This window comes from Streptomyces sp. NPDC034037, assembly GCF_055575715.1.
Map to the genome: position 1 here is coordinate 20,594 of NZ_JBVISC010000011.1, position 21,059 is coordinate 41,652.

At 71.5% G+C, this 21,059-nt stretch carries 26 protein-coding genes; 19 read left to right on the forward strand and 7 right to left on the reverse strand.

What is annotated here, in order from left to right; translation table 11 throughout:
* Positions 1 to 4 precede the first annotated feature (4 nt).
* From leuD to ACZ516_RS29975, 3 genes are all read left to right on the forward strand, one after another.
* Positions 5 to 598: a 3-isopropylmalate dehydratase small subunit gene (gene leuD / locus ACZ516_RS29965; RefSeq protein ID WP_469012666.1), complete on the forward strand. Its 594-nt coding sequence runs from the start codon at positions 5 to 7 to the stop codon at positions 596 to 598.
* A 250-nt stretch (positions 599 to 848) separates the two neighbouring features.
* Positions 849 to 1,085: an SCO5555 family protein gene (locus ACZ516_RS29970; RefSeq protein ID WP_358587902.1), complete on the forward strand. Its 237-nt coding sequence runs from the start codon at positions 849 to 851 to the stop codon at positions 1,083 to 1,085.
* A 162-nt stretch (positions 1,086 to 1,247) separates the two neighbouring features.
* The gene (locus ACZ516_RS29975) at positions 1,248 to 1,955 is read left to right on the forward strand and encodes an HU family DNA-binding protein (RefSeq protein WP_358587905.1); all 708 of its coding nucleotides are present in this window, start codon (positions 1,248 to 1,250) and stop codon (positions 1,953 to 1,955) included.
* Between the two features lie 96 nt (positions 1,956 to 2,051).
* On the opposite strand, the gene ACZ516_RS29980 is transcribed toward ACZ516_RS29975, so the two are convergent.
* Together ACZ516_RS29980 and cofC are read right to left on the reverse strand one after the other, a co-directional pair.
* On the reverse strand, positions 2,052 to 2,255 hold the full coding sequence (locus ACZ516_RS29980; RefSeq protein WP_361083210.1) for a hypothetical protein: 204 nt from the start codon (positions 2,253 to 2,255) through the stop codon (positions 2,052 to 2,054).
* Positions 2,256 to 2,268: 13 nt separating this feature from the next.
* Positions 2,269 to 2,904 carry a 2-phospho-L-lactate guanylyltransferase gene (gene cofC, locus ACZ516_RS29985; protein ID WP_358587908.1) on the reverse strand — a complete coding sequence of 212 codons (636 nt, stop codon included), beginning with the start codon at positions 2,902 to 2,904 and terminating at the stop codon, positions 2,269 to 2,271.
* A 149-nt stretch (positions 2,905 to 3,053) separates the two neighbouring features.
* Here cofC and ACZ516_RS29990 point away from each other — a divergent pair, with 149 nt between their 5' ends.
* The 3 genes from ACZ516_RS29990 to ACZ516_RS30000 are packed head-to-tail and all read left to right on the forward strand — an operon-like array spanning position 3,054 to position 6,089.
* Positions 3,054 to 3,848: a lysophospholipid acyltransferase family protein gene (locus ACZ516_RS29990; RefSeq protein WP_361083214.1), complete on the forward strand. Its 795-nt coding sequence runs from the start codon at positions 3,054 to 3,056 to the stop codon at positions 3,846 to 3,848.
* Positions 3,845 to 4,873 carry an NAD(P)H-dependent glycerol-3-phosphate dehydrogenase gene (locus ACZ516_RS29995; RefSeq protein WP_361083216.1) on the forward strand — a complete coding sequence of 343 codons (1,029 nt, stop codon included), beginning with the start codon at positions 3,845 to 3,847 and terminating at the stop codon, positions 4,871 to 4,873. Before ACZ516_RS29990 ends, ACZ516_RS29995 begins: the two co-directional genes overlap by 4 nt.
* A 34-nt stretch (positions 4,874 to 4,907) precedes the next feature.
* On the forward strand, positions 4,908 to 6,089 hold the full coding sequence (locus tag ACZ516_RS30000) for a D-alanine--D-alanine ligase family protein (RefSeq protein WP_361083218.1): 1,182 nt from the start codon (positions 4,908 to 4,910) through the stop codon (positions 6,087 to 6,089).
* Positions 6,090 to 6,115: 26 nt separating this feature from the next.
* Here the strand turns inward: ACZ516_RS30000 and ACZ516_RS30005 are convergent, their stop codons facing one another.
* Both ACZ516_RS30005 and ACZ516_RS30010 read right to left on the reverse strand, forming a co-directional pair.
* The gene (locus ACZ516_RS30005) at positions 6,116 to 6,613 is read right to left on the reverse strand and encodes a DUF3515 domain-containing protein (protein WP_358587920.1); all 498 of its coding nucleotides are present in this window, start codon (positions 6,611 to 6,613) and stop codon (positions 6,116 to 6,118) included.
* 20 nt (positions 6,614 to 6,633) lie between these two features.
* On the reverse strand, positions 6,634 to 6,867 hold the full coding sequence (locus ACZ516_RS30010; RefSeq protein WP_016642988.1) for an Lrp/AsnC family transcriptional regulator: 234 nt from the start codon (positions 6,865 to 6,867) through the stop codon (positions 6,634 to 6,636).
* 209 nt (positions 6,868 to 7,076) lie between these two features.
* On the opposite strand from ACZ516_RS30010, the gene ACZ516_RS30015 reads away from it, so the two are divergent.
* Both ACZ516_RS30015 and thiD read left to right on the forward strand, forming a co-directional pair.
* Complete coding sequence (locus ACZ516_RS30015; protein WP_469012672.1) at positions 7,077 to 8,045, forward strand: thiamine-phosphate kinase; 969 nt, start codon at positions 7,077 to 7,079, stop codon at positions 8,043 to 8,045.
* Entirely contained in the window at positions 8,042 to 8,836 is a 795-nt protein-coding gene (gene thiD, locus ACZ516_RS30020) for a bifunctional hydroxymethylpyrimidine kinase/phosphomethylpyrimidine kinase (protein WP_469012674.1), read from the forward strand. Before ACZ516_RS30015 ends, thiD begins: the two co-directional genes overlap by 4 nt.
* An 89-nt stretch (positions 8,837 to 8,925) precedes the next feature.
* Here the strand turns inward: thiD and rpmB are convergent, their stop codons facing one another.
* The gene (gene rpmB / locus ACZ516_RS30025; protein WP_016642993.1) at positions 8,926 to 9,111 is read right to left on the reverse strand and encodes a 50S ribosomal protein L28; all 186 of its coding nucleotides are present in this window, start codon (positions 9,109 to 9,111) and stop codon (positions 8,926 to 8,928) included.
* 239 nt (positions 9,112 to 9,350) lie between these two features.
* Between rpmB and ACZ516_RS30030 the strand changes: the two genes are divergently transcribed.
* The 9 genes from ACZ516_RS30030 to mutM all read left to right on the forward strand — a co-directional run bounded on the left by ACZ516_RS30030 (position 9,351) and on the right by mutM (position 18,441).
* Positions 9,351 to 11,036 (forward strand): DAK2 domain-containing protein, encoded by a 1,686-nt coding sequence (locus tag ACZ516_RS30030; protein ID WP_469012675.1) that lies wholly within the window; start codon positions 9,351 to 9,353, stop codon positions 11,034 to 11,036.
* Positions 11,037 to 11,097: 61 nt separating this feature from the next.
* Positions 11,098 to 13,344, forward strand: coding sequence for an ATP-dependent DNA helicase RecG (gene recG, locus ACZ516_RS30035; RefSeq protein WP_361083225.1), 2,247 nt, complete (start codon positions 11,098 to 11,100; stop codon positions 13,342 to 13,344).
* Positions 13,345 to 13,396: 52 nt separating this feature from the next.
* On the forward strand, positions 13,397 to 13,990 hold the full coding sequence (rsmD, locus tag ACZ516_RS30040; RefSeq protein ID WP_469012677.1) for a 16S rRNA (guanine(966)-N(2))-methyltransferase RsmD: 594 nt from the start codon (positions 13,397 to 13,399) through the stop codon (positions 13,988 to 13,990).
* Positions 13,991 to 14,016: 26 nt separating this feature from the next.
* Complete coding sequence (coaD, locus tag ACZ516_RS30045) at positions 14,017 to 14,496, forward strand: pantetheine-phosphate adenylyltransferase (protein WP_358587932.1); 480 nt, start codon at positions 14,017 to 14,019, stop codon at positions 14,494 to 14,496.
* 99 nt (positions 14,497 to 14,595) lie between these two features.
* Positions 14,596 to 15,699, forward strand: a complete 1,104-nt coding sequence (locus ACZ516_RS30050) for a cell division initiation protein (protein WP_469012679.1) — start codon at positions 14,596 to 14,598, stop codon at positions 15,697 to 15,699.
* 129 nt (positions 15,700 to 15,828) lie between these two features.
* Positions 15,829 to 16,512, forward strand: coding sequence for a YceD family protein (locus tag ACZ516_RS30055; protein ID WP_358589787.1), 684 nt, complete (start codon positions 15,829 to 15,831; stop codon positions 16,510 to 16,512).
* 2 nt (positions 16,513 to 16,514) lie between these two features.
* Positions 16,515 to 16,688 carry a 50S ribosomal protein L32 gene (gene rpmF / locus ACZ516_RS30060; protein WP_026165248.1) on the forward strand — a complete coding sequence of 58 codons (174 nt, stop codon included), beginning with the start codon at positions 16,515 to 16,517 and terminating at the stop codon, positions 16,686 to 16,688.
* Between the two features lie 7 nt (positions 16,689 to 16,695).
* On the forward strand, positions 16,696 to 17,514 hold the full coding sequence (gene rnc, locus ACZ516_RS30065) for a ribonuclease III (RefSeq protein ID WP_469012680.1): 819 nt from the start codon (positions 16,696 to 16,698) through the stop codon (positions 17,512 to 17,514).
* A gap of 66 nt (positions 17,515 to 17,580) precedes the next feature.
* Complete coding sequence (gene mutM / locus ACZ516_RS30070) at positions 17,581 to 18,441, forward strand: bifunctional DNA-formamidopyrimidine glycosylase/DNA-(apurinic or apyrimidinic site) lyase (RefSeq protein ID WP_358589783.1); 861 nt, start codon at positions 17,581 to 17,583, stop codon at positions 18,439 to 18,441.
* Here the strand turns inward: mutM and ACZ516_RS30075 are convergent.
* Positions 18,414 to 18,794: a winged helix-turn-helix transcriptional regulator gene (locus ACZ516_RS30075; protein WP_469012683.1), complete on the reverse strand. Its 381-nt coding sequence runs from the start codon at positions 18,792 to 18,794 to the stop codon at positions 18,414 to 18,416. The genes mutM and ACZ516_RS30075 overlap by 28 nt on opposite strands.
* A 77-nt stretch (positions 18,795 to 18,871) precedes the next feature.
* On the reverse strand, positions 18,872 to 19,798 hold the full coding sequence (locus tag ACZ516_RS30080; protein WP_469012685.1) for a CAP domain-containing protein: 927 nt from the start codon (positions 19,796 to 19,798) through the stop codon (positions 18,872 to 18,874).
* Between the two features lie 169 nt (positions 19,799 to 19,967).
* Here ACZ516_RS30080 and ACZ516_RS30085 point away from each other — a divergent pair, with 169 nt between their 5' ends.
* Complete coding sequence (locus ACZ516_RS30085) at positions 19,968 to 20,249, forward strand: acylphosphatase (RefSeq protein WP_358589777.1); 282 nt, start codon at positions 19,968 to 19,970, stop codon at positions 20,247 to 20,249.
* Between the two features lie 407 nt (positions 20,250 to 20,656).
* Positions 20,657 to 20,860, forward strand: a complete 204-nt coding sequence (locus ACZ516_RS30090) for a hypothetical protein (protein ID WP_030787543.1) — start codon at positions 20,657 to 20,659, stop codon at positions 20,858 to 20,860.
* Positions 20,861 to 21,059 lie beyond the last annotated feature (199 nt).

Here is a 21,059-nt window from a genome sequence, read left to right on the forward strand (position 1 = left end):
AACCATGGAAGCATTCACCACGCACACCGGCCGGGCCGTCCCGCTGCGCCGCAGCAACGTCGACACCGACCAGATCATCCCCGCCCACTGGCTGAAGAAGGTCACCAGGGACGGCTTCGAGGACGGCCTCTTCGAGGCCTGGCGCAAGGACCCGGAGTTCGTGCTCAACAAGCCCGAGCGCCAGGGCGCCACCGTGCTGGTCGCCGGACCCGACTTCGGCACCGGCTCCTCCCGCGAGCACGCCGTGTGGGCCCTGCAGAACTACGGTTTCAAGGCGGTCGTCTCCTCCCGCTTCGCCGACATCTTCCGGGGCAACTCGCTGAAGAACGGCCTGCTCACCGTGGTGCTCGACCAGCAGGTCGTGGACGCGCTGTGGGAGCTGACGGAGAACGACCCGAAGGCCGAGATCACCGTCGACCTGCGCGACCGCCAGGTCCGGGCCGAGGGCATCACCGCCGACTTCGAACTCGACGAGAACGCCCGCTGGCGGCTGCTGAACGGCCTGGACGACATCAGCATCACGCTGCGGAACGAGCCGGACATCGCCGCCTACGAGACCAAGCGGCCCTCGTACAAGCCGCGCACCACCCGGGTCTGACCCCCCGCGCGGCACCCCGCAAAGCCCTGATGTACCCCCAATCGTGGACGGTTGGGGGTACATCTGTGTCTGCCCCCGGGAAGGGCCCCGATGGCCTGAACGGGTGGAGTCAACTCCCGTGATTCGGCCGGAAGAAGAGGCCGGAAATCCCCTTGTACTCGGCTGGACCGGGTACCCTCATGAGGGCGCCGGACGGCGGTAGTTACCCCCTGCGGAGGCGACAACTCGCCCCAGATGGCACAATCGGTGCATGGAACGCGACAGCCAACTCGAGCTCTACGGGCTCGTCGCGGACCAACTGAAGGAAGCGCACTCCCGAGTGCGCGCACTGCAAGTCCCGGAGGGCGTACGGATGGCGCTGACCCGGAAGCTGCTGGTCATTACGGCCGCGGCCAAACACGATCTCGCCGATGCGGCAAGGCGTCTGGAGCGTTTGATGGCTTCCCTCGACGAAGCGGACGAGGGCCGATTCCCCGAAGACACCTGAGTGTCGAGCCTCAACGGGCCTTCGCGGAACTCCGAGATGGGCCAGTTCGTTGCGGCACAAGGGTGATTAGCCCGTTTCGTGTTTGATTTGCGGTATATATCTGCCTAACGTGCGAAAAAGCCGGAGTATTTCGCTCCCGGCAATGTCTCCGAAGGGGAAGACGTGAACAAGGCGCAGCTCGTAGAAGCGATTGCCGACAAGGTGGGGGGCCGTCAGCAGGCCGCCGACGCCGTGGACGCGGTCCTGGACGCCATCGTCCGTGCCGTGGTCGGCGGTGACCGCGTTTCGGTCACCGGCTTCGGCTCGTTCGAGAAGGTCGACCGCCCGGCCCGGTACGCCCGCAACCCGCAGACCGGGGAGCGCGTGCGGGTCAAGAAGACCTCGGTCCCGCGTTTCCGCGCCGGTCAGGGCTTCAAGGACCTGGTGAGCGGCTCCAAGAAGCTCCCGAAGAACGATGTCGCGGTCAAGAAGGCACCCAAGGGCAGCCTGACCGGCGGCGCTTCCGCGACGGTCAAGAAGGCGGCCGCCAAGAAGGCCACCACCGCCAAGAAGGCGACGGCGAAGAAGACCACCGCCAAGAAGGCCACCCCGGCGGCGAAGAAGACCACGGCGACCGCCAAGAAGGCCACGGCGACGGCGAAGAAGACCACCGCCAAGAAGGCCACGGCGACGCCCGCGGCGAAGAAGACCACGGCGACGGCCAAGAAGACCACCGCCAAGAAGGCCACGCCGGCCGCCAAGAAGGCCGCCACCGCGAAGAAGACCGCGCCGGCCGCCAAGAAGGCCGCCACGGCGAAGAAGACCGCGCCCGCCAAGAAGGCGACCACGCGCAAGACGACCGCCAAGAAGGCCACCGCCCGCAAGAAGTAAGAGCGGGCACAGGGGCACTCACGCGCCGGGCCGGACTCCCACGGGGGAGCCCGGCCCGCGTCGTGTGCCCAAGGGGCGGCCCGCGCCGGCCACGCCCTAGAAGGTCTGGAGCGTCACCAGGGTGATGCGGCGCGCTTCGCCCGCGCCCTCGACCTCGATCCGCACCCGCTGCCCCGGCCGCAGCAGCCGCAGCCCGCCCGCGTCGAACGCGGGGGCCGCGAAGGGCACCGGCGTGCCGTCGTCGAGCAGCACGCTGCCGCTGCGGGTCTCGGAGTCGTACGTGTACGCGGTCGCCTGCATGGCAGCAGCGTACTCAGTCCGCGATGAGCAGTCGGGCGGCGGCCGCGGAGGTCCGGGGTCCCACGCCCAGCGCGAGCGCGGCCCGCAGGTCCTCGCCGGTGTCCACGTCCTGGCGTACGGAATCGACGTCGGCGAGCGTCAGTTCCACGGCTCCGGACGCCGTGTGCCGCGCGCGGGACGCCGTGCCGAATGCGGGGCGCAATTCCACACCGGCCGCCGCGGCCAGCAGCGTCGTCCCGATTCCGGCGGCGTCCGGCAGAAATGCCCGGGGAAATTGCGCGGCCCGGTCGAGGACCCTGCCCAATTCCATGGGGCGCAGCGCGGGCAGATCGGCGTTCAAAGCGGCGACGGGCGCCTCGGGCCGTTCGGCGCGCACGGCCGCGGCGCCGTGCCGCAGCGCGGCGTTCAGACCGTTTCCGGGTTCATCGGCCAGGATCCGGGCCCCCAGTGCCGACAGCTCGCGGCGCGCGAGGGCGTCATCCGTGACGACCGCCACATCCCGTACCGCGGGGCAGGCCACCGCGGCGGCCACGGTGTCCTGCGCGAACGCCAGGGCCAGGGCGGGGCGCGGACCGTCGCCGGCGGTGGCGGCGAGCCTGCTCTTGGCGCGCGCCAGCGGCTTCAGGGGTATGACCAGGGTCCACTGCACGGGCGCTCCGTCCTTGTCGTCGCGCCCATTGTGACCCGCTCGCCGCGGGGGGTGGCGGCAGACGGGTGGGCGTACGGTGTTCTCGACAGACCGGCAGCCTGGAGTGACACTTGTGCGGCCGCCCAGGTTCATGGAGGAAAGGTGTCCGCGTGTCCCGCCGCAGAATCGGCTTCTGGTACCGCCTTGCGGCGGTGATCGCAAAACCGCCGCTGGTGGTTCTGTTCAAGCGGGACTGGCGTGGAATGGAACACATTCCGGCCGACGGCGGATTCATCACGGCGGTGAATCACAACTCGCATATCGACCCGTTGTCGTACGCCCACTACCAGTACAACACGGGACGGGTGCCGCGTTTCCTGGCAAAGGACGGCCTTTTCCGGGACGGCTTTGTCGGCAGGGTCATGAAGGGCACGGGCCAGATCCCGGTCTACCGGGAGACCACGAACGCGCTGGACGCCTTCCGCGCCGCGGTCGACGCCATCGAGCGCGGCGAGTGCGTCGCGTTCTACCCCGAGGGCACGCTCACCCGGGACCCCGACATGTGGCCGATGACCGCGAAGTCCGGTGCCGCGCGGGTCGCCCTGGAGACCAAGTGCCCGGTGATCCCCGTGGCGCAGTGGGGCGCCAACCTCGCGTTGCCCCCGTACAGCAAGAAGCCCTCCCTCTTCCCGCGCAAGACCCTTCAGGTGAAGGCCGGGGCCCCCGTCGACCTGTCGCGCTTCCACGACAAGGAGCCGACGCCCGAGGTGCTCCGCGAGGCGACCGAGGCCATCATGGCCGCGATCACCGAACTCCTGGAGGAGATCCGCGGCGAGAAGGCCCCCGACCGGCCCTACGACCCCCGCCGGGCCCGGCTGGAGCAGCGACGCAAGGCAGCGGCCCGCAGGGCCCGGCGGGGCAGCGCGGACAGCACCACGGACAGCACCTCGGAGGACAGCAAGTGACGAACCCCGCGCACCCGGCAGGGGCCGTGAAGGCCGCCGTCTTCGGAACGGGCTCCTGGGGTACGGCCTTCGGCATGGTGCTCGCCGACGCGGGGTGCGACGTCACCCTGTGGGGGCGGCGCGCCGAACTCGCCGAGGCGGTCAACTCCACGCGGACCAACCCCGACTACCTCCCCGGCGTCGAGCTGCCCGAGAACCTCAGGGCCACCACCGACCCCGCCGAGGCCGCCGAGGGCGCCGACTTCACCGTGCTCGCCGTGCCCTCGCAGACGCTGCGCGGCAACCTCGCCGCGTGGGCCCCGCTGCTGGCCCCCGACACCGTCCTCGTCTCCCTGATGAAGGGCGTGGAGCTGGGTTCCGCGATGCGCATGAGCGAGGTCATCGGGGACGTCACCAAGGTCCCCGCCGACCGCGTCGCCGTCGTCACGGGACCCAACCTCGCCCGGGAGATCGCCGCCCGGCAGCCCGCCGCCGCCGTGGTCGCCTGCGAGGACGAGGCGGTCGCCCAGCGCCTGCAGCGGGCCTGCCACACGCCGTACTTCCGCCCGTACACCAACACCGACGTGGTCGGCTGCGAGCTGGGCGGCGCCGTGAAGAACGTCATCGGCCTCGCGGTCGGCATCGCTGACGGCATGGGCCTCGGCGACAACGCCAAGGGCTCCCTCATCACCCGCGGCCTCGCCGAGACCACCCGGCTCGGCCGGGCGATGGGCGCCGACCCGCTGACGTTCTCCGGACTGGCGGGCCTCGGCGACCTGGTGGCCACCTGCTCCTCGCCGCTCTCGCGCAACCACACCTTCGGCACCAACCTCGGCAAGGGCATGACGCTGGAGGAGACCATCGCGGTCACCCGGCAGACCGCCGAGGGCGTCAAGTCCTGCGAGTCCGTGCTGGATCTGGCCCGCAGGCACGGCGTCGACATGCCGATCACGGAGACCGTCGTCGGCATCGTGCACGACGGCACGCCCCCGGTGGTGGCCCTCAAGGAGCTGATGGCGCGCAGCGCGGGCCCCGAGCGTCGCTGACTGTTCCCCGGGCAGCGGGTACGCTCAACGCGATATGAGCAGCGAGAACCTCCCCCCGAGCCCTGAAGCGAGCCCCGAGTCGAGCTCCGGGCAGCAGCTCCGCAAGCCGCGCGTGGCCGTCGTCTTCGGCGGCCGCAGCTCGGAGCACGGCATCTCCGTGGTGACGGCCGGTGCCATCCTGAGCGCCATCGACCGCACCAAGTACGACGTCCTGCCCATCGGCATCACCACCGACGGCCGTTGGGCCCTGACGGCGGACGAGCCGGAGCGGATGGCCATCACCGACCGCAGGATGCCGAGCGTCGCCGAGATCGCCGAGTCCATGGAGGGCGGCGTCGTCCTGCCGCTCGACCCGGGCAACCGCGAGGTCGTCTACAGCGAGCCCGGCTCCGTGCCCAAGGCGCTCGGCGACGTCGACGTCGTCTTCCCGATGCTGCACGGCCCCTACGGAGAGGACGGCACCCTCCAGGGACTGCTCGAACTCTCCGGAGTGCCCTACGTCGGCTCCGGTGTCCTCGCCTCGGCCGTCGGCCAGGACAAGGACTACATGAAGCGGGTGTTCACCTCCTTCGGGCTGAACGTCGGCCCCTACCTGGTGATCCGCCCGCGCGAGTGGCGCCAGGACGAGGCGGGCGCCCGGCAGCGCATCGCGGACTTCGCCGGCGAGCACGGCTGGCCGCTGTTCATCAAGCCCGCGCGCGCCGGCTCCTCGATCGGCATCACCAAGGTCGACTCCTTCGAGGGCCTTGACGAGGCGATCGCCGAGGCGCAGCGCCACGACCCGAAGATCCTCGTCGAGGCGCTGCTGCGCGGCCGCGAGATCGAGTGCGGCGTCCTGGAGTTCGAGGACGGCCCGCGCGCGAGCGTCCCGGCCGAGATCCCGCCGGTGCAGACGCACGACTACTACGACTTCGAGGCGAAGTACATCGACTCGACGCCCGGTATCGTGCCCGCCCCGCTGACGCCCGAGGAGACCGAGGAGATCCAGCGGCTCGCGGTCGAGGCGTTCGAGGCGGCGTCCTGCGAGGGCCTGGTGCGCGCCGACTTCTTCCTCACCGAGGACGGCCGGTTCGTGATCAACGAGATCAACACGATGCCGGGCTTCACGCCGATCTCCATGTACCCGCAGATGTGGGAGAAGAGCGGCGTCCCCTACGCGGAGCTGGTGGACCGCCTCATCCAGGCGGCGCTGAACCGCTCCACGGGCCTGCGCTAGTCCACTGGTCCATCGGCCCGAGGGCGTCAGGCGATGCCCTTGGGGATGGTCCTCTTGATGGGGGCGGCGAAGTCCGTGAGCGGGCCGAGGCCGTCCCCCGCCCGCTCCTTGGGCAGCGTGACCTCCACGTAGGCGAGCCGCGCCCCGGTGGTGAACGTGTACGACCCGTCCTCGCGCTTCTGCAGGAGCCAGGCGACGCCGTTCACCCGCACACCGTTCTGCCCGGCGTAGGCGGGATCGATCATCTCGGGGGGCCGCTCGACGCCGCAGCGCAGTATGATCGCCGGGTCTCCCCACCCGGCGGTCAGCTCCGACTTCGGCCCGGGGTCGGTGCGCTCCAGCCCGTCGATCTTCTTCGGGAGCTGTTCGTGCAGGTCCCGGCAGAGCCCCGCCGCCTTGGCACCCGGGGACGGAACCACCACCGACGCCCGATCGTCCGTGGCCGAGCAGGCCGCCGTCGTGAGCGACAGGGCGAGAGCGGACGTGGCGACAAGGCGGCGGCGCCGGAGACGAGCGATATTCACCGGGTCAGGGTAGACGGGGGCTACAAGTGCACGACCGGGCAGGTCAGGGTGCGGGTGATGCCGTCCACTTGCTGGACCTTGGCGACCACCATGCGGCCGAGCTCGTCGACCGTGTCCGCCTGGGCGCGCACGATGACATCGTAGGGACCGGTGACGTCCTCGGCCTGGATCACTCCCGGGATCTTGCCGATCAGCTCGGCGACGGTCGACGCCTTGCCGACCTCTGTCTGGATCAGGATGTACGCCTGTACCACGGAACCTCCAGGGCGCCGACGAGGATCATGTGGGGAGAAGGGACGCCACGGTACCGCGTCGCCGCGCGTCACGGGGAGACCCGGGCGAACCGCGGCGTGCACATCGTGATGGACGGACAACACGACTCGACGGTCACGTCGACCGTACCGACGACAGTGACGGCTCGCGACCGGGGGCCGGGCAGCGCGAAAGGGCATGGTGAGACTCGGTGAAGGGAACCGTGGGCGAATTGGGGGAGTTCGGGCTCATCAGAGAGCTCACCTCGCGGCTCACCTCCACTCCGGCCGTACGGCTCGGCCCCGGCGACGACGCCGCGGTCGTGTCCGCTCCGGACCGCAGGGTCGTGGCGAGCACCGACATCCTCCTGGAGGGGCGGCACTTCCGCCGCGACTGGTCCACCGCCTACGACGTGGGCCGCAAGGCCGCCGCGCAGAACCTCGCCGACATCGCCGCCATGGGCGCGGTGCCGACCGCGCTGCTGCTCGGCCTCGTGGTGCCGGCCGACCTCCCCGCCAGCTGGCCCACCGAGCTGATGGACGGCCTCAGGGACGAGTGCCAGGTCGCGGGCGCGGCCGTCGTCGGCGGTGACGTGGTGCGCGGCGACACCATCACCGTCGCCATCACGGCCCTCGGCGATCTGCGCAACCACGAGCCGGTCACGCGCGCGGGCGCCCGGCCCGGCGACGTCGTCGCCGTCACCGGCTGGCTGGGCTGGTCCGCCGCCGGCCACGCGGTGCTCTCCCGGGGCTTCCGCTCGCCGCGCGCCTTCGTGGAGGCCCACCGCAGGCCCGAGCCGCCCTACCACGCGGGCCCCGCCGCCGCCGGACTCGGCGCCACCTCCATGACGGACGTCAGCGACGGGCTCATCGCGGACCTCGGCCACATCGCCGAGTCGAGCAAGGTACGCATCGACATCCGCTCCGGTGACGTCGACGTGCCCACCCAGATGAACGACATCGGCCAGGCCGTCGGCGTCGACCCGCTCCAGTGGGTGCTCAACGGCGGCGAGGACCACGCGATCGTCGCGACGTTCCCGCCCGACGTGAAGCTGCCCGCCCGCTGGAAGGTCATCGGCGAGGTCCTCAACCCCTCGGCGCTGCCCCAGGTGACCGTGGACGGCGCGCCCTGGACCAGCAAGGGCTGGGACCACTTCGGGGACAACGGGGACGCCGAGTGAGCGCGCCGCCCCGGGTGCTCACCGTTGCCGGGTCCGACTCCGGGGGCGGCGCCGGCATCCAGGCCGACCTCAAGACCATGCTCGCCCTCGGCACCCACGGCATGAGCGTCGTCACGGCCGTCACCGCGCAGAACTCCCTGGGCGTGCAGGGCTCTTGGGAGCTGCCCGCCCAGGCGGTGCGGGCCCAGTACCGCAGCGTCGTGGACGACATCGGCGTCCAGGCCGTGAAGACCGGCATGCTCGCCTCGGCCGAACTGGTCGAGACCGTCGCCGACTTGCTGGCGGGCACCGACGCGCCCGCCGTGGTCGACCCGGTCGGCGTCTCCAAGCACGGCGACCCGCTGCTCGCGGCCTGTGCCCTGGACTCCGTCCGCACGAAGCTGCTGCCGGTGGCGACGGTCGCGACCCCCAACCTGGACGAGGTCGCCCAGCTCACCGGCGTCCAGGTCGCGTCGGAGGACGACCTGCGCCGCGCGGCCGCCGCCGTCCTCGCGTACGGCCCGAAGTGGGTGCTCATCAAGGGCGGCCATCTGCGCGGCGACGCCGTGGACCTGCTCACCGACGGCTCCGAGGAGCACCTGCTGCGCGCCCCGCGCCACGACAACCGCCACACCCACGGGACCGGCTGCACCCTGGCCGCCGCGATCGCGGCGCACCTGGCGCGGGGGTGGGACGTGCCGCAGGCGGTGGCGGCGGCCAAGGAGTACGTCACCGGGGCGATCGCCGCCGGGTTCGCGCTCGGCGGCGGGATCGGCCCCGTCGATCACGGCTGGCGGTTCCGGCAGGCCTAGGCCGCGCCCCACGCGCGTGCGGGCACGAAAAAGCCGGCTCCCCGAGGGGAGCCGGCTGATTCAGCAACCAGCTAGGTGCCGCGCTGACGTCAGCGCGAGACCTTGCCGGCCTTGATGCACGAGGTGCAGGCGTTGAGGCGCTTCGGCGTCCCGCTCACCACGGCACGCACACGCTGGATGTTCGGGTTCCAGCGACGGGGCGTACGGCGGTGCGAGTGCGAGATGTTGTTGCCGAAGCCCGGCCCCTTGCCGCAGACGTCGCAGTTGGCAGCCACGGGTCACTCCAAAGACTTCAGATGCACTTACGGTTAATCCCGGCATGCCGAGATCAGTGCAATGATCGAAGTGGCGTTGCCAGGAGGAATGTCCCGATGAGTATCGGGCAACCGGAGCAGCATACAACGACTGCTTCGGTACAACGAAACTACCACGGCTCGCCCGGCCCCCGCCCCGGGCCCCGTGTTCACCCTCGGTCTACGCTGCGTCCATTCCGGATGGTCAAGGAGGCGAACAGGTGCCGCAGAACCTCGACGCGGTCGCGGTGCGCGCCTGGTGCCGACTGGCTCTGGAAGCCCTCGGCAGGGCCCGCGAGGAGATCGACTCCATCAACGTCTACCCCGTCGCGGACGGGGACACGGGCACGAACCTCTATCTGACCGTGGAGTCGGCGTCCCAGGCGGTCGACGCGGCCTTCACGGGGCACGAACCGGCACTTCCCTCGCTGGCGGAGACGGTGCGGGCGATGGCGCACGGGGCGCTCATCGGGGCCCGCGGGAACTCGGGGACGATTCTGTCCCAGCTGCTGCGGGGGATGGCCCAGGTCCTCGCGGGGCCCGCCGGCGGCCAGGAGGGCGGCGACTTCCCGGCCGACGCCCCCGGTGACGCGGATCACGTCGACGCCCCCACCCTCGCGCTCGCCCTGCACCGGGCCGCGGAGTCCGCGTACGAAGCCGTGGCGCACCCCGTCGAGGGCACCGTCCTCACGGTGGCCACCGCGGCGGCCCGGGCGGCCGGGGCGGCACAGGGCGCCGACTGCGCGACGGTGGCCGAAGCCGCGTACGAGGGCGCCTGCGCGGCCCTGGACGCGACCCCGGGCCAGCTCGCCGTGCTGGGGCGCGCGGGAGTGGTGGACGCCGGCGGGCGCGGCCTCGTCGCGGTGCTCGGGGCACTCGTGCGGGCCCTGTCGGGCGGCACCGTGGCGCACAGGGCGGCCGACGGCGGCCACGCGCGCGTGAGCGCCGAGGAGGGCGCCGAGTGCGAGGAGACCCCGGCCGAGGGGGGCGGCCCCGCGTTCGAGGTGATCTACCTCCTGGAGGCCGACGACGGCGCGGTGGCGCGGCTGCGGGCCCGGCTCGACCGGCTCGGCGACTCGCTCGTCGTGGTCGGCGGCGACGGGCTGTGGAACGTCCACGTCCACGTCGACGACGCGGGAGCCGCCGTCGAGGCGGGCGTCGAGGCGGGCCGCCCGCACCGCATCCGCATCACCCACTTCGGGGCGGACGACGTCCACACCACCCCGCGGCCGCCCCGGGAACGCACCCAGCGGGCCATCGTCGCCGTCGTCCCCGGGGAGGGCCTCGCCGGCCTCTACGCCGAGGCCGGGGCGACCACCGTGCCCGCGCGCGTGGGGGAGCCGCCCGCGAGCGGCGAGCTGGTCGACGCCATCCGCAGGGCGCACGCGCACGAGGTCGTGCTCCTGCCCAACGACGCCGAGCTGCGCCACACCGCGGCCGCCGCCGCCCAGCAGGCCAGGACCGAGGGCGTGCGCGTCGCCCTGATCCCGACCCGCTCCGCGGTGCAGGGCATCGCCGCCCTCGCCGTGCACGCCCCCGACCGCCCCTTCGACGAGGACGTCGTCGCCATGACGTCCGCGGCCGGCGCGACCCGCTACGGCGAGCTGACCGTCGCCGAACGGCAGTCCTGGACCATGGCGGGCATCTGCCAGGCCGGCGACGTCCTCGGCCTGATCGACGGCGACGTCGCGGTGATCGGCTCGCAGGTCGCCCCCACCGCCACCGCCGTCCTGGACCGCATGCTGTCGGGGGGCGGCGAGATGGTCACGCTCGTCCTCGGCGAATCCGTCCCGGACTCCGTCGCCGGGCGGTTGGAGAAGCACGTGCGCGAGACGTACCTGGCCGTCGACACGGTCGTCTACCGCGGCGGCCGGCAGTCCGCGCTGATGCTGATCGGCGTGGAGTGACCCCCTCGCCGGGCGGCGGGCAGGGGGGACCTGCGGCGGATTGTCAGTGGCGTGGTGTGCAATGGATCTCGTGCCCGCGCTCGAAGAACCCCTGAAGAAAGTGGTCGGCCCCGCCACCGCGAAGGTGATGGCCGAGCACCTCGACCTGCACACGGTCGGCGACCTCCTGCACCACTACCCCCGGCGGTACGCCGAGCGGGGCGAGCTGACCCGCCTCGCCGATCTCCCCCTGGACGAGCACGTCACGGTGGTCGCCCAGGTCGCGAGCGCGCGCCTGCACACCTTCGCGTCCGCCAAGGCGCCCCGCGGCCAGGGCCAGCGCCTGGAGGTCACCATCACGGACGGCAGCGGCGAGCTGCGCCTGGTCTTCTTCGGCCGCGGGGTCCACAAGCCGCACACGGAGCTGCTGCCCGGCACCCGCGCGATGTTCGCGGGCAAGGTCTCCGTCTTCAACCACCGCCTCCAGCTCGCCCACCCCGCCTACGAGCCGCTGCGCGGCGGCGACCCGGACGCGGTGGACAGCTGGGCGGGCGCGCTCATCCCGATCTACCCCGCCTGCAAGCAGCTGGAATCCTGGAAGATCGCCAAGTCCGTCGAGACGGTCCTGCCCAGCGCCCCGGAGGCCCTGGACCCGCTGCCCGCCTCCCTCAGGGAGGGCCGCGCCCTCATCCCCTTGCCCGAGGCGCTCCTGAAGATCCACCGCCCGCACTCCAAGGCGGACATCGCCGCCGCCCGCGACCGGCTGAAGTGGGACGAGGCCTTCGTCCTCCAGGTCGCCCTGGCCCGGCGCAGGCACGCCGACGGGCAACTGCCCGCCGTCGCCCGCAGGCCCAAGGAGGGCGGCCTGCTCGACGCCTTCGACGCCAAGCTGCCCTTCACGCTCACCGAGGGCCAGCAGAAGGTCTCCAAGGAGATCTTCGACGACCTCGCCACCGAGCACCCGATGCACCGCCTCCTCCAGGGCGAGGTCGGTTCGGGCAAGACGATGGTCGCCCTGCGCGCCATGCTCGCCGTCGTGGACGCGGGCGGCCAGGCCGCGATGCTCGCGCCCACCGAGGTCCTCGCCCAGCAGCACCACCGCTCCATCGTGGAGATGATGGGCGAGCTGGCCGAGGGCGGCCTGCTCGGCGGCGCGGACCAGGCCACCAAGGTCACGCTGCTCACCGGCTCCATGGGCACCGCCGCCCGCCGCCAGGCCCTGCTCGACCTGGTCACCGGCGAGGCGGGCATCGTCATCGGCACCCACGCGCTCATCGAGGACAAGGTGCGGTTCCACGACCTCGGCCTGGTCGTCGTCGACGAGCAGCACCGCTTCGGCGTGGAGCAGCGCGACGCCCTGCGCGGCAAGGGCAAGCAGCCCCCGCACCTGCTGGTCATGACGGCCACGCCCATTCCCCGCACGGTCGCGATGACCGTCTTCGGGGACCTGGAGACATCCGTCCTCGACCAGCTGCCCGCCGGGCGCTCACCGATCGCCAGCCATGTCGTGCCGGCCGAGGAGAAGCCGCACTTCCTCGCCCGCGCGTGGGAGCGCGTGCGCGAAGAGGTGGAGAAGGGCCACCAGGCGTACGTGGTGTGCCCCCGCATCGGCGACGACCCCGACGAAGCCGCCGACCCCGCGAAGGGAGCCAAGAAGGGCGCCGGGAAGAAGTCCGCCGAGGAGAAGGCCCAGGAGGCGGCCACCGCCGAGAAGCGGCCCCCGCTCGCCGTGCTCGAGGTCGCCGAGCAGCTCGCGCGCGGCCCGCTCCAGGGGCTGGCGGTGGAGGTCCTGCACGGCCGCATGCAGCCCGACGACAAGGACGCCGTGATGCGCCGCTTCGCCGCCGGCGAGACGCAGGTCCTGGTCGCGACGACGGTCATCGAGGTCGGGGTGAACGTACCGAACGCCACCGCCATGGTGATCATGGACGCGGACCGCTTCGGCGTCTCCCAGCTGCACCAGCTGCGCGGCCGCGTCGGCCGTGGCTCGGCCCCCGGCCTGTGCCTGCTGGTCACCGACATGCCCGAGGCGAGCCCCGCCCGCGCCCGCCTCGGCGCCGTCGCCGCCACCCTCGACGGCTTCGAGCTGTCCCGCATCGACCTGGAGCAGCGGCGTGAGGGCGATGTGCTGGGCCAGGCCCAGTCCGGGGTGCGCTCCTCGCTGCGGATGCTCGCGGTCATCGACGACGAGGAGGTCATCGCCGCCGCCCGCGAGGAAGCGGTCGCCGTGGTCGCCGAGGACCCGGACCTGGAGCACCTGCCGGAGCTGCGCACCGCCCTGGACGCCCTGCTCGACGCCGAGCGCGAGCAGTACCTCGACAAGGGGTGACACCCGCGCACGCCATATCGTGGGAGGACCACCGCCCAGCAGAAGGACTCAGATGACCCGCGTGATCGCCGGTGCGGCCGGCGGACGCCGCCTCGCCGTCCCGCCAGGGAACGGCACCCGCCCCACGTCCGACCGCGCGCGCGAGGGCCTCTTCTCCACCTGGCAGGCCCTCCAGGGCACGCTCGACGGAGCGCGCGTGCTCGACCTGTACGCGGGCTCCGGCGCCGTGGGCCTGGAGGCGCTCTCCCGGGGCGCCGCGCACACCCTGCTCGTCGAGGCCGACGCCAGGGCGGCCCGCACCATCAGGGAGAACGTGCGGGCGGTCGGCCTGCCCGGCGCCGAGGTCCGAGCGGGCAAAGCGGCCCAGATCGTCCGGCAGGGGACGCCCTCCACCCCGTACGACCTGGTCTTCCTCGATCCGCCGTACGCCGTCACCGACGACGATCTTCGGGAGATCCTGCTCACACTCCGCTCGGAGGGGTGGCTCACGGCGGACGCGCTCGTCACCGTTGAACGCAGTACAAGAGGCGGGGAATTCGGCTGGCCGGAGGGTTTCGAGTCCCTCAGGTCCCGTCGCTACGGCGAAGGGACGTTTTGGTACGGTCGCGCCGCCTCTACGTGCGACGACTCAGTGATCGCGCCATGACCGGACCGGAGAGCGAGGGACTCACGTTGCGCCGCGCCGTATGTCCGGGGTCTTTCGACCCCATCACCAATGGACACCTCGACATCATCGCCCGCGCCTCCAAGCTGTACGACGTGGTGCACGTGGCGGTGATGATCAACCAGTCGAAGAAGGGCCTGTTCGAGATCGAGGAGCGGATCGACCTGATCCGCCAGGTCACCGCCGACTTCGGCAACGTCGAGGTCGAGTCCTTCCACGGCCTCCTCGTCGACTTCTGCAAGCAGCGCGACATCCCGGCCATCGTGAAGGGCCTGCGCGCGGTCAGCGACTTCGACTACGAACTCCAGATGGCCCAGATGAACAACGGCCTCTCGGGTGTCGAAACCCTGTTCGTCCCGACCAACCCCACCTACAGCTTCCTCTCCTCCTCGCTGGTCAAGGAGGTCGCGGCCTGGGGCGGCGACGTCGCGCACCTGCTGCCGCCGGTGGTCCACGCGGCCCTGGTCGAACGCCTGGGCGAGAGGTGACTCCCTGACGGCTCGTCATCCGGTGTCGGGCGGGCGCCCATCGGCCTTACAGTCGTCCCGTCCGTCTCCCAACCAGCTGTAGAGAGTGGCGAGCACACGGTGGACGTGCAGAAGAAGATCGACGAGATCGTCCGGGCGATCGGCAGCGCCCGGTCCATGCCCATGTCGGCCTCGTGCGTGGTCAACCGCGCCGATCTGCTCTCGATGCTCGAAGAGGTGCGCCAGGCCCTGCCCGGCTCCCTCGCGCAGGCCGAGCAGCTCATCGGCGGCCGCGAGCAGCTGGTAGAGCAGGCCCGCCAGGAGGCGGAGCGCATCATCGAGAGCGCGCACGCCGAACGCGGCTCCCTGATCTCCGACACCGAGGTCGCCCGCCGTTCCCAGGACGAGGCCGACCGCATCCTCGCCGAGGCCCGCCGGGCCGCCGAGGAGGTCCGCGCCGAGGCCGACGACTACGTGGACGGCAAGCTCGCCAACTTCGAGGTCGTCCTCACCAAGACCCTCGGCTCGGTGGGCCGCGGCCGCGAAAAGCTCCTCGGCACCGGTCCCGGCCTGGACGAGCACGGCTACGAGGACGAGGACGCCCCCGAGCGCAGCCACGACCCCGAGACCCTGCGCCGCGACGCCGACGCGTACGTCGACGCCAAGCTGGCCGCCTTCGAGGCGGTCCTCGCCAAGACCCTGGAGGCGGTCGGCCGGGGCCGCCAGACCCTGCACGGCCGGGCGCCCGCCGACGAGCTGAGCGCGCTCGGGGACATCCACACCACCCAGGGGCACACCACCGACGCGGAGTACCTCGCGGACCTCGCGGGCCCGGCCGCCGCCCCGGCCCCCCGGCAGGCCCCGGCGCCCCAGCAGCCGCCGCAGGCCCCACCGCTCCCGCCCCAGCAGCCGTACGTGCCCCAGCAGGCCCAGCAGCCCGAGCCGGACCCGTACGGTTACCAGCACCAGGACGCGCACCAGGACCCGTACGGCTACCAGCAGCAGTACGGCCAGCAGGACCCCTACGGCTACCAGCACCAGGACCCCCGGCAGTACCAGGAGCCGCGGCAGCACGAGGACCCGCAGCACCAGTACGGATACGCGCAGCAGGGCTACGAGCAGCCCGCGTACGAGGAGCCCGCCGCGTTGGAGGAGGCCAGCCTCTTCGACACGACCATGATCAGCGCCGAGCAGCTGCGCCGGTACGAGCAGGGCCGCCAGTAGCGCACCGGCCCGGATTGGGCCGTGGGCGAAAGGTCAAGTATCCTGGCTCTTCGGTCGCGCATACGTCCGCGACTTCGGCTGCCCGCCCAAGCCTCGGTCCCGAGGCACTGGACGCGGCGGCCCCTCCTCATGAACTTCCAGGATTCGAAAGCAGGAAAAGCCCTGAGTGCTCGCCTTGACCACCGCAACCCTCTCGTGTTCGACACACACGAGCTGGGCCGGCGTCCCGGTGCGCTGCAGCGGCTGACCCGTGAGATCGAGGCGCCCGGCCCGCCGGGCACCTTCGGCATCGAAGGGGTCGTCGGAGTGCCGCAGGGCGCGCCGGTCCAGCTGGAGATCCGCCTTGAGTCGGTCATGGACGGGGTGCTTGTCACAGGCACCGCCCGTGCGTCGGCGCAGGGGGAGTGCGTAAGGTGTCTGGAGCCGCTAGAGCTGGAGCTCGACGCGGACTTCCAGGAGATGTTCTCGTACCCTGACGCCGACGACCGGGGCCGCAGCAGTGCGGAGCCGGCCGACGACGCCGAGGAAGACGAGGACAGGCTCTTCCTCGAGGACGGCTTGTTCGACCTCGAGCCTGTGCTGCGCGATGCGGTGGTGCTCGCACTGCCGATGCAGCCGGTGTGCCAGGAAGACTGCCCGGGCCTGTGCTCCCAGTGCGGAGTGCGGCTCGCGGACGACCCGGACCACCACCATGACGCCGTCGACATTCGTTGGGCGGCACTGCAGGGACTCGCCGGGACCATCCAGGACGGCGAGAAGGACGAGATGAGCGGCGCCGGCGAAGCGGGCGTCGACGAGAAGCAGGAGAAGTAGCCGTGGCTGTTCCGAAGCGGAAGATGTCGCGCAGCAACACGCGCCACCGCCGGTCGCAGTGGAAGGCTGCGGTCCCCACCCTGGTTTCGTGTGAGCGTTGCCAGGAGCCCAAGCAGCAGCACATCGCGTGCCCGAGCTGCGGCACCTACAACAAGCGCCAGGTCCTCGAGGTCTGAGCGGCTGGTGAGAGGCACCGTGTCTAGCCCCAAGAAGGCGGAAGACGCCAAGAAATTGGCGGAGACAACGGCCTCGTCCCACACGCTTCTGGAAGGGCGGCTCGGGTACAAGCTCGAGTCCGCCCTTCTGGTGCGTGCGCTGACCCACCGTTCGTACGCGTACGAGAACGGCGGCCTGCCGACGAACGAGCGTCTGGAGTTCCTCGGGGACTCCGTGCTCGGCCTCGTCGTCACGGACACGCTGTACCGCACCCACCCCGATCTGCCCGAAGGCCAGCTGGCCAAGTTGCGGGCCGCGGTGGTCAATTCGCGTGCGCTGGCGGAGGTCAGCCGCGGCCTCGAACTCGGCTCCTTCATCCGGCTCGGCCGGGGCGAAGAGGGCACGGGCGGCCGGGACAAGGCATCCATCCTCGCCGACACCCTGGAAGCGGTGATCGGCGCGGTCTATCTGGACCAGGGTCTGGACGCGGCGGGCGAGCTGGTGCACCGGCTCTTCGACCCGCTGATCGAAAAGTCCTCGAACCTGGGCGCGGGCCTGGACTGGAAGACCAGTCTCCAGGAGCTGACCGCGACGGAGGGCCTCGGCGTGCCCGAGTACCTCGTCACGGAGAGCGGCCCCGACCACGAGAAGACCTTTACTGCTGCCGCCCGCGTCGGAGGCGTCTCGTACGGCACCGGCACCGGCCGCAGCAAGAAGGAAGCGGAGCAGCAGGCCGCGGAGTCCGCCTGGCGTGCGATTCGCGCCGCGGCGGACGAGCGGAAGAAGGCGGCCGAGGCCGTCGCTGCCGAGCGGCCCGAGGGGATCGTCGACACCCCCTCGGTCTGACGGCCGCCTATCCTTTGATGCCGGTCGCCCCTCGTGGGGCGGCCGGCATCGTGCTGGAGGAGACCAATGCCCGAGTTGCCCGAAGTCGAAGTCGTCCGGCGTGGCCTGGAGCGCTGGGTCAGCGGCCGGGTCGTCGCCGACGTGCAGGTGCTGCACCCGCGCGCCGTGCGGCGCCACCTCGCGGGCGGGGAGGACTTCGGGGCCCGCCTGAAGGGGCACCGGATCGGGCTCGCCCGGCGGCGCGGCAAGTATCTGTGGCTGCCGCTCGCCGACTCCGGGCAGTCGGTCCTCGCCCACCTCGGCATGAGCGGCCAGCTCCTGGTGCAGCCGCACGACGCCGCCGACGAGAAGCACCTGCGGATCCGGGTCCGCTTCGACGACGTCCAGAGCACCGAGCTGCGCTTCGTCGACCAGCGGACCTTCGGCGGGCTCTCCCTCCACGACAACACCGCCGACGGCCTGCCCGACGTCATCGCGCACATCGCGCGGGACCCGCTCGACGCCGCGTTCGACGACGACGCCTTCCACCTCGCGCTGCGCCGCCGCCGTACGACGATCAAGCGGGCGCTGCTCGACCAGTCGCTGATCAGCGGCGTCGGCAACATCTACGCGGACGAGGCGCTGTGGCGCGCCCGCCTGCACTACGAGCGGCCCACCGCCACCCTCACCCGCCCTCGCACGGCCGAACTCCTCGGCCACGTGCGGGACGTGATGAACGCGGCCCTCGCCGTCGGCGGCACCAGCTTCGACAGCCTCTACGTCAACGTGAACGGCGAATCGGGCTACTTCGAGCGGTCGCTGGACGCCTACGGCCGCGAGGACCGGCCCTGCCGCCGCTGCGGCACCGCGATCCGCCGCCGCCCCTGGATGAACCGGTCCAGCTACTTCTGTCCGCGCTGTCAGCGGCCGCCGCGCGTGGCGTCGTAGCGCTCCCGCGCCTGGAGGACCTCGTCCTGGCGGTCTTCCACGCACCGGATCAGCTCGACCAGCCGCCCGGCGATCTCCCGCCCCAGCGCGGTGAGTTCGTAGTCCACGCGCGGCGGGTTGGTCGGCTGGGCGTCACGCCGCACCAGGCCGTCGCGCTCCAGGGCGTGCAGGGTCTGGGAGAGCATCTTCTCGCTCACCCCGTCGACACGGCGGCGCAGTTCGTTGAAGCGGAACGTGCCGTCGTGCAGCGCGCCGAGGGTGAGCGCGCCCCAGCGTCCGGTGACGTGCTCCAGCGTGCTCCGGGAGGTGCACTGCCGGGAGAACACGTCGTACGGCAGGTCCGTGGCGTCCATGAGGGCACCTTACTCCCGCGCAGCGCTCACCGCGGGTTAGTGCCCTGCGCCGGTGCCTCACGGCGTCCGCGCAGGACTCAGAAGCCGAAGTCCTGCGTCCACCACGGGCCGCCCGGCGCGAAGTGGGCGCCGACTCCCATGGTCCTGTAGTCGCAGTTCAGGATGTTGGCGCGGTGGCCGGGGCTGCCCATCCAGGCGGCCATCACCGCGCGGGCGTCGGCCTGGCCCCGGGCGATGTTCTCGCCGCCCAGGTTCGTGATGCCCGCCTTCTCGGCGCGGTCCCACGGCGTCGCGCCGTCCGGGTCGGTGTGGTCGAAGAAGCCGCGCTCGGCCATGTCCTCGCTGAAGCGGCCGGCCAGCGCGGCGAGACGGCCGTCGGCGGTCACCGGACGGCAGCCGGCCTTGGCCCGCTCCACGTTGACCAGCGTGAGCACCTCGGCCTCGGCGGCGCTCTCCCCGGAAGGCGACGGCACCCTCGGCGAGGGAACCCGCGGCTTGCGGGCGGGCGGCTCGGTGGGCTTGCGGGAGGGCGCCGCCGTCGGCGTCCTGGCGTCCTCGGGCTTCGGGGTTCGGGACGACGGCTTCTGCGACGGCTTCGCCGAGGGCTTCCCCGCGGGCTTCTCGGACGGAGTCCGCGACGGCTTCGGGGCGGCCTTCGAGGGCGCGGGCTCAGGACTGCGGGAGCGGTCGGTGCTTCGGCTCGGCGACGGCTCACCGCGCTCGGCGCCACCACCCGAGCCGCCCTGGGCGGTGACCTCGGCGGGAGCGCTCGCCGAGCGCACCTCGCCGGAACCGTCAGAGCCACCGAGGCGGTAGCCGTCCGTCCCGGGCAGTACGCCCGTGGCGACCGCGACGGCGCCCATCGCGACGGCGGCGGAGACACCGAGCAGGCCCGTGCGCAGGGGGGCACCGGTCCCGCCCCTGCGGCGGTGCGACACCGTCGCCGGACGGCGGTCGGGGGTGGCGGCGGCCCTCGCAGCGCCGGAGCGTCGGTGGCGTCCCATCTCCTGGCCTTTCGTTCTTTCGCGACGATCTTTATGATCAAGCTTTATGATCAATGTTTATGATCAAGGCGACTCACCCATTCGGGTGAGGTTCATCGAGTCGCGACTGTACGCGATGGCTTATGGGGCCGAAGTGCTCTCAGGGCAATGGGCCGGTTAGCGTGCACCCATGAATGAAGAAGTGCGACTCACCGCCTGGGTGCGAGGGCGCGTACAGGCTGTGGGTTTCCGCTGGTTCACCCGGGCCAAGGCCCTGGAGATCGGCGGCCTGAGTGGTTTTGCTCTCAATCTGGAGGACGGCCGCGTCCAAGTGGTCGCCGAAGGCCCCCGCGCCGGCTGCCAGGCACTGCTCGACTGGCTCCGTGAGGGCGACACACCCGGCCGGGTCGACGGTGTCACCGAGATCTGGGACACACCGCGCGGCATATACGACAGCTTCGCCATCCGCTGACCCTGACCCGGACGGACGTCACCGGACGGGTACGGCGAGGTCCCCGTCCCGGTGTCCCGGGCAACTGCCCGAGGCAGGAAAGACCTGGTGGTTGCCAAGAACGGCAGGGCGTGGCAGGCTCCGCGGATAACGATGATCTCCACGCCCCCAGGGCCCCGCAGGAGAAGCAGCGCCGCCTGATCCCGGGCCGCGCGCCCCCGGGCCGCCCGCCGATACGGGGTGTGATCGTGTTGACCGTCAAACTTTTTGGTGAGACTCTGGAAGCCCCGCGCACCTTAACTGTTTGGCATGTGAGAACGGCCAGCAAGACCAGCAGAACAACGAGTGCCAAGCACCGCGGGTGCCAATCCCTCACGACCCACACCGCACCGCTTCGGTCGGTCACTCATTGTGGAGGACCATCCATCATGGCAAAGGCGCTTCTCGGTTACGTCGGCGGCAGCGACCCGCGACTCCTCGCCGAGATGCGACGGCTCCAGCAGCGCGTCCAGGACCTGGAATCCGAGCTCGTTCGGATCCAGCAGGAGAACGACGCGCTCGCGGCTGCCGCTTCTCACGAATCGCTCATGGAGAGCATCGACGTACCCCAGGCGGAGCCTGCGCTCACCTGACCGCACTCGATCCAGTGGCATCGGCGCCTTCCTGTGAAGGTACCGCGCGACAAGCACGTGGTCAGGCTGCCCTGTCAGCTGCTGTCTCCAGATCTGCAAGGGACGCTTCGGCGTCCCTTCTTTCTTTTCCCCCGCATACGCGCTTCCTTTACCGTCTGATGTGCCCTGCACCCTCATCGGTGAAACGGTCAGTGAAAGG

Coding starts and splice junctions, on each gene's coding strand:
- leuD (WP_469012666.1), top strand. CDS start 5: ATGGAAGCATTCACCACGCACACCGGCCGGGCCGTCCCGCTGCGCCGC.
- ACZ516_RS29970 (WP_358587902.1), top strand. CDS start 849: ATGGAACGCGACAGCCAACTCGAGCTCTACGGGCTCGTCGCGGACCAA.
- ACZ516_RS29980 (WP_361083210.1), bottom strand. CDS start 2,255: ATGCAGGCGACCGCGTACACGTACGACTCCGAGACCCGCAGCGGCAGC.
- ACZ516_RS30000 (WP_361083218.1), top strand. CDS start 4,908: ATGAGCAGCGAGAACCTCCCCCCGAGCCCTGAAGCGAGCCCCGAGTCG.
- recG (WP_361083225.1), top strand. CDS start 11,098: ATGGATCTCGTGCCCGCGCTCGAAGAACCCCTGAAGAAAGTGGTCGGC.
- rsmD (WP_469012677.1), top strand. CDS start 13,397: ATGACCCGCGTGATCGCCGGTGCGGCCGGCGGACGCCGCCTCGCCGTC.
- ACZ516_RS30055 (WP_358589787.1), top strand. CDS start 15,829: ATGAACTTCCAGGATTCGAAAGCAGGAAAAGCCCTGAGTGCTCGCCTT.
- mutM (WP_358589783.1), top strand. CDS start 17,581: ATGCCCGAGTTGCCCGAAGTCGAAGTCGTCCGGCGTGGCCTGGAGCGC.
- ACZ516_RS30075 (WP_469012683.1), bottom strand. CDS start 18,794: ATGGACGCCACGGACCTGCCGTACGACGTGTTCTCCCGGCAGTGCACC.
- ACZ516_RS30080 (WP_469012685.1), bottom strand. CDS start 19,798: ATGGGACGCCACCGACGCTCCGGCGCTGCGAGGGCCGCCGCCACCCCC.
- ACZ516_RS30085 (WP_358589777.1), top strand. CDS start 19,968: ATGAATGAAGAAGTGCGACTCACCGCCTGGGTGCGAGGGCGCGTACAG.
- ACZ516_RS30090 (WP_030787543.1), top strand. CDS start 20,657: ATGGCAAAGGCGCTTCTCGGTTACGTCGGCGGCAGCGACCCGCGACTC.